This window comes from Sandarakinorhabdus sp., assembly GCF_040398645.1.
Taxonomy (GTDB): Bacteria; Pseudomonadota; Alphaproteobacteria; order Sphingomonadales; family Sphingomonadaceae; genus Sandarakinorhabdus.
In genome coordinates this window covers 1-5,613 of sequence record NZ_JBBATR010000091.1, presented here as the reverse complement: position 1 = coordinate 5,613, position 5,613 = coordinate 1, and the positions used below count along the sequence as shown (strand labels likewise).

General features: G+C 62.9%; 7 protein-coding genes and 1 tRNA gene. 5 read left to right on the top strand and 3 right to left on the bottom strand.

The window, feature by feature from the left end:
- The 3 genes from ABWP50_RS13050 to ABWP50_RS13040 form a co-directional block, all read right to left on the bottom strand.
- Positions 1-90 (bottom strand) — tRNA-Ser (locus ABWP50_RS13050).
- Between the two features lie 33 nt (positions 91-123).
- Positions 124-708 carry a bifunctional transcriptional activator/DNA repair enzyme AdaA gene (locus ABWP50_RS13045; RefSeq protein WP_353218421.1) on the bottom strand — a complete coding sequence of 195 codons (585 nt, stop codon included), beginning with the start codon at positions 706-708 and terminating at the stop codon, positions 124-126.
- A 186-nt stretch (positions 709-894) separates the two neighbouring features.
- Positions 895-1,887: an aldo/keto reductase gene (locus ABWP50_RS13040; protein WP_353218420.1), complete on the bottom strand. Its 993-nt coding sequence runs from the start codon at positions 1,885-1,887 to the stop codon at positions 895-897.
- A gap of 50 nt (positions 1,888-1,937) precedes the next feature.
- On the opposite strand from ABWP50_RS13040, the gene glmM reads away from it, so the two are divergent.
- From glmM to ABWP50_RS13015, 5 genes are all read left to right on the top strand, one after another.
- Complete coding sequence (glmM, locus tag ABWP50_RS13035) at positions 1,938-3,290, top strand: phosphoglucosamine mutase (RefSeq protein WP_353218419.1); 1,353 nt, start codon at positions 1,938-1,940, stop codon at positions 3,288-3,290.
- The gene (locus ABWP50_RS13030) at positions 3,290-3,517 is read left to right on the top strand and encodes a DUF1272 domain-containing protein (RefSeq protein ID WP_353218418.1); all 228 of its coding nucleotides are present in this window, start codon (positions 3,290-3,292) and stop codon (positions 3,515-3,517) included. Before glmM ends, ABWP50_RS13030 begins: the two co-directional genes overlap by 1 nt.
- Entirely contained in the window at positions 3,507-4,304 is a 798-nt protein-coding gene (gene thiD, locus ABWP50_RS13025) for a bifunctional hydroxymethylpyrimidine kinase/phosphomethylpyrimidine kinase (protein ID WP_353218417.1), read from the top strand. The genes ABWP50_RS13030 and thiD overlap by 11 nt, the downstream gene beginning before the upstream one ends.
- Entirely contained in the window at positions 4,301-4,855 is a 555-nt protein-coding gene (rnhB, locus tag ABWP50_RS13020) for a ribonuclease HII (RefSeq protein WP_353218416.1), read from the top strand. Before thiD ends, rnhB begins: the two co-directional genes overlap by 4 nt.
- 198 nt (positions 4,856-5,053) lie before the next feature.
- Positions 5,054-5,613: DNA-methyltransferase (locus ABWP50_RS13015; RefSeq protein ID WP_353218415.1), on the top strand; the 560-nt coding region annotated here is incomplete at its 3' end.

The following is a 5,613-nucleotide window of genomic DNA, read 5'->3' as shown; positions in this document are numbered from 1 at the left end:
TGGCGGACAGAGTGGGATTCGAACCCACGGTGAGGTTTCCCCCACGACGGTTTTCAAGACCGTTGCCTTAAACCACTCGGCCATCTGTCCATTTGCCGGCCTAGAGTGTTGGGGTGGGGATGGTCAAGAGGGGAGCGGGGCGGGCGGGCTGATGTGATGAGGGCGCACGCGGCGCAGGGCCGTTGGTGGGCGGCCGTAGCGGGCCACGAACAGCTCGTTGAAACGGCGCAGCGATCCGAACCCTGATTGAAGGGCAATTTGCGCCATCGGCAATTGGCTGTTGGTGATCAATTGCAAGGCACGTTGAACGCGGCGTGATTGGGCCACTTCGGAGGGACTGGCACCGAGGTGCTGCCCGAACAAGCGGGTGAGATGGCGGACACCGACGCCGCAGCGCGCTGCCAGCGCAGCAACGGTGCCCGCGCTGTCCCGGTCAAGCGCGCCGGCATCGATCAGCTTGCAGGCCCGTTCGACCGTGGTGCGGGTGCCATTCCACGCCGGGCAAAACGGTGCCGATTCGGGCCGACATTTCAGACAGGAGCGGTAGCCAGCCTTTTCCGCAGCGGCAGCGCTGGGAAAGAAGCTGATATTCCGGCTGAGCGGCTGGCGCACCCGGCACACCGGCCGGCAATAGATGCCGGTGGTGCGCACCGCGATGAAAAAAACGCCGTCGTAGGCTGGGTCGCGGCGCAGCCGGGCCTGATCCATGACTTTGAAATCGAGGGTATCGAAATCTGGTCCCTCAAAATCAGGCCAGTTAATACCAGGCGCCTTAATATCAGGGCCGAGAACCAGCGGAAAAACAGGCGCGTGCATAGCAAGAGACTACGCCCGGCTGCAGCCAACCGCCAGTTGGGGCGCAAACATAATGGCCGATTGCCGCCAGCCGCTCCTTCATAGCCTGGTCATGGCCATCGCGGCCTTGCTGCCATAGCGGTCGCCGGCGGTGTGGGGCAGGGCGGTGTCGAGCCTGGCGATATCGGCCGGCGCCAGATGCAGGGCCGCCGCGCCGGCGGTGTCGATAAGCGTGCTGCGCCGCTTGCAGCCGGGAATGGGTACGACGTCTGAGCCTTTTGCCAATAACCACGCAATTGCCACCTGCGCCGGTGATGCGGCGTGGGCAGCCGCAACTGCTTGGACCACGGCGACGGCGGCCATGTTGGCATCATAGTTTGCGCCCTGATAGCGCGGATCATGCTTGCGATAATCGCCCTCTGGCAAGGCTTCGGCGCGCGGGACGCTGCCGGTTAGGAAGCCGCGGCCCAGCGGTGAAAATGGCACGAAGGTTACGCCGAGTTCGCGGGCAGTGAGGGCAATTTCGGTTTCGACTTCGCGCTCCCACAGGCTCCATTCGCTTTGCAGTGCTGCGACCGGATACACGGCGCAGGCGCGGCGCAGCGTGGCGGCCGAGCATTCCGACAGGCCGATTGCACGGATTTTGCCCTGTTTGACCAGATCGGCCAGCGTGCCCATCACGTCTTCGATCGGCACGGCGGGATCGACCCGGTGCTGGTAGAATAGATCGATCACATCGGTGTTCAGCCGCTGCAAGGCAGCGTCACACACGACGCGGATATGGCCGGGCTGACTGTTGACGCCGACCACACGGCCATCGGCAATGTTGAACCCGAATTTGGTGGCGATCACCGCCTGGCTGCGCCGGTCCGCGAGGGCCTCTGCCAGCAAAAGCTCGTTGGCAAACGGGCCATAGACTTCGGCGGTATCGAAGAAATTGATGCCGATATCGAGCGCATGGTGGATGGTGGCGATGGCCTCAGTGCGGTCAACCGGGCCATACATGGCGGCCTGGCCAGCGGTGCCCGCCATGCCCATGCAGCCCAGCCCGATTGCCGAAACGCTGAGCGGGCCGATTTTGCGGGTTTCCATCTGATATCCTCCTTTGGCAAGTGGCCAGCGAAACGCTACACGCTGGCATCATGACAGCAAATCAACCGCGCCGCTATTTTGGCACCGATGGCATAAGGGGCCGCACCAACACGCCGCCGATGACGGCCGCCATTGCGATGAAAGTCGGCCAGGCGGCTGGCCGACATTTCCTGCGCGGGGCGCATTTGCACCGGGTGGTGATCGGCAAGGACACGCGCCTGTCCGGCTATATGATGGAATCGGCGCTGACAGCCGGTTTTACCAGCGTGGGCATGGATGTGACGCTGCTTGGCCCGATGCCAACGCCGGCGGTGGCGATGCTGACACGCTCGATGCGGGCCGATCTGGGCGTGATGATTTCGGCCAGCCACAATCCTTATGATGACAATGGCATCAAATTGTTCGGCCCAGATGGCTATAAATTGTCAGACGGCGACGAAGCCGCCATCGAAGCCTTGCTGGCTGAAGAGATCGCACTGGCCGAGCCGCACGCCATCGGGCGCGCGCGCCGTATCGAAGACGCGCAGGGCCGTTATATCCACTTTGCCAAGGCGACATTTCCCGAACACCTGCGCCTGGATGGTTTGAAGATCGTCATCGATTGCGCGCACGGCGCTGCCTACAAGGTGGCGCCCAAGGCCTTGTGGGAGCTTGGCGCCGAGGTGATCGCCATTGGTGTCGCTCCCGATGGAGTGAATGTGAACGACAATGTCGGCTCCACATATCCAAAAGCGTTGCAAATGAAGGTGCTGGACAGCAACGCGGATATCGGAATCGCGCTGGATGGCGATGCTGACCGGCTGATCGTGGTGGATGAACGCGGCCAGATTGTGGACGGCGATCAACTGATGGCCTTGATCACCACGCGCGCAGCGGCGGCGGGAACGCTGCGCGGCGGCGCGCTGGTGGCGACGGTAATGTCAAATCTGGGGCTGGAACGCTATCTGGCTGGCCACGGCATCGCCATGCTGCGCGCGGCGGTGGGTGATAGGCATGTGCTTGAATTGATGCGTGTGCACGGCTGCAACGTGGGCGGTGAGCAATCGGGCCACATCATCATGGCCGATCATGCCACCACCGGCGATGGCCTGGTGGCGGCGCTGCAAGTGCTTGCGGCGCTCGTGGCCAGCGGCAAGCCGGCGAGCGAACTGCTGCATCTGTTTGATCCCTTGCCACAACTGCTGAAAAACGTGCGCTTCAAGGGCGGTGCGCCGCTGGCAGCCCAAATCGTGAAAGCCGCCATTGCAGCGGGCGAGGCGGCGCTTGCTGGCAAGGGCCGACTGCTCATTCGCAAGAGCGGCACCGAGCCGCTGATCCGCGTGATGGCCGAGGGTGAGGACAAGGCGCTGGTGATGGCGGTGGTGGACGATATCTGCGCTGCCGTGGCAGCGGCGGCGGCCTGATGCTCGAAATGCGGCCCGATTGTGAACGCTGCGGCATCGATCTGCCTGCCGATGCGGCAGGGGCCCATGTCTGCTCGTTCGAATGCACATTTTGCACAAGCTGCACGGCCGGACCGCTGGCCGGGCGTTGCCCGAATTGTGGCGGCGATCTGCAGGTTCGGCCATTGCGGATAGGGGCGGCGTTGGCCAAATATCCATCGTCCACGGAGCGTAAGCATGGCCGCTAGGATTCTCGCCGTCGCCGGTTCGGATAGTGGTGGCGGCGCTGGCATCCAGGCCGATATCAAGACGATCACCATGCTGGGCGGCTATGCGATGACGGCGGTGACAGCCATCACCGTGCAGAACACGCTCGGGGTGAGCGCCATTCACGCGGTGCCGCCGGAGATTGTCGCCGCGCAGATACGCGCCTGCATCGACGATATCGGCGTGGACGCCATCAAGATCGGCATGCTGGGCAACGAAGCCACCATTAATGCGGTGGCCGATGCGCTGGCCGGCGTCACGGTGCCGGTCGTGCTCGATCCGGTGATGCTGGCCAAGGGCGGCACGGCGCTCATTGATGAAGAAGCGGTGTGGGCGTTGATGCAGCGGCTGGTGCCGATGGCGCGGGTGATCACGCCCAATATTCCCGAATTGATTGCACTGACGGAAACCGAGGTCGAAGACAGCGCCGATATGCTGCTGGCGGCGCAGGAATTGCTCAACAGTGGCCCGCGCGCAGTGCTGGCCAAGGGCGGGCATCTGGACGGCGATCTGGTCACCGATTGGCTGGTGACGCGCCAGGGCCACCAGGTGTTCAGCGACACGCGCATAATGACACGGCACAGCCACGGCACCGGCTGCACGCTGGCCAGTGCTCTGGCCTGCGGGCTGGGGCAGGGGCTGTCCCTGCCCGAGGCCGCGGCGCGGGCGCGGGCCTTTGTCCGGCAGGGACTCGAACGCGCGCCCGGCCTGGGCAGCCAGCCGGATGTGGGGCATGGGCCGTTGGGTTTCTTTGCGTTGCCGGGATGATCGTTGCCGGCGTTGACGAAGCCGGACGCGGGCCATGGGCGGGGCCGGTGGCGGCGGCGGCGGTGGTGCTGCGCGGCAGCATCCCGGCCGGGCTGGACGACAGCAAGAAACTCTCGGCCAAGCGGCGCGAAACGCTGTTTGCTGCGCTCCGGGCCAGCGATGCGTTGATCGGCGTTGGTCAGGCCAGCGTCGCGGAAATTGATGCGATCAACATCTTGCAGGCCACATATCTCGCCATGACTCGCGCTGTTGCGGCTCTGGGCATCGAGCCTGCGGAAGTGCTCGTCGATGGCAATCGCTTGCCGAAATGGCGCTGGCCGGCGCGTGCGATAATTGGCGGTGATGCCAGCGTGCCGGCCATTGCCGCCGCTTCAATTATCGCCAAGGTGACGCGCGATGCGATCATGGCCGATCTGCATGCGGCCCACCCGCATTATGGCTGGGCCACAAACCAGGGCTATGGCACCGCATTTCATGCCGCCGCCTTGAAAATCCACGGGCCGTGCATCCATCATCGCCGCAGTTTTGCACCGATCCGCGCGCTGCTGTGATTGCCGGGCTGGTGAGTCTTTTGAGTCACACCACTAGGGATTGAGTCCAACATGCCCGCAGGGACTCAAGATATGGTGTTGTTCCCGGTTTGATTCGCAAATGCAGCGAATCGAGGAATCATGCTGATTCCAAATGATTCTTGACCACGACTCCGCATTGAATCATCATTTATCCACAGCCTTGGGTGGAGCAGTGTGATGACGGCGTTCAGAGAGACAGATGCGCGCGATGCCGAGCGTCTGCCCACAGCAGGCGGCGCCGGTGGCCGCAAGACTGCGCCCAGGATCGACATCAACCGCATCATCATCGGCGATTGCATAAAGGCGATGAACGATTTGCCGGCTGGCAGTGTCGATCTGATCTTTGCCGATCCGCCCTATAATCTGCAATTGGGCGGCGATCTGCACCGGCCCGATGGCAGCCAAGTGGATGCCTGCGACGATGATTGGGACAAATTTGCCAGTTTCCAGACTTATGATGATTTCACCCGCGCCTGGCTGAAGGCGGCTCGCCGCCTGCTCAAGCCCGACGGAGCGATCTGGACCATCGGTTCCTATCACAATATCTTCCGCGTTGGCGCGGCGCTGCAGGACGAAGGCTTTTGGATCTTGAACGATATCGTCTGGCGCAAGGCCAATCCGATGCCGAATTTCAAGGGCACCCGCTTCACCAACGCTCATGAAACGATGATCTGGGCCTCAAAAAGCGAAAACAGCCGCTATTGCTTCAACTATCACGCCATGAAGGCGATGAACGA

What these genes read in the sequence shown, in the direction of transcription:
- ABWP50_RS13040 (WP_353218420.1), bottom strand. Translation starts at nt 1,887, where the DNA reads ATGGAAACCCGCAAAATCGGCCCGCTCAGCGTTTCGGCAATCGGGCTG.
- ABWP50_RS13045 (WP_353218421.1), bottom strand. Translation starts at nt 708, where the DNA reads ATGGATCAGGCCCGGCTGCGCCGCGACCCAGCCTACGACGGCGTTTTT.
- glmM (WP_353218419.1), top strand. Translation starts at nt 1,938, where the DNA reads ATGACAGCAAATCAACCGCGCCGCTATTTTGGCACCGATGGCATAAGG.
- thiD (WP_353218417.1), top strand. Translation starts at nt 3,507, where the DNA reads ATGGCCGCTAGGATTCTCGCCGTCGCCGGTTCGGATAGTGGTGGCGGC.
- rnhB (WP_353218416.1), top strand. Translation starts at nt 4,301, where the DNA reads ATGATCGTTGCCGGCGTTGACGAAGCCGGACGCGGGCCATGGGCGGGG.
- ABWP50_RS13030 (WP_353218418.1), top strand. Translation starts at nt 3,290, where the DNA reads ATGCTCGAAATGCGGCCCGATTGTGAACGCTGCGGCATCGATCTGCCT.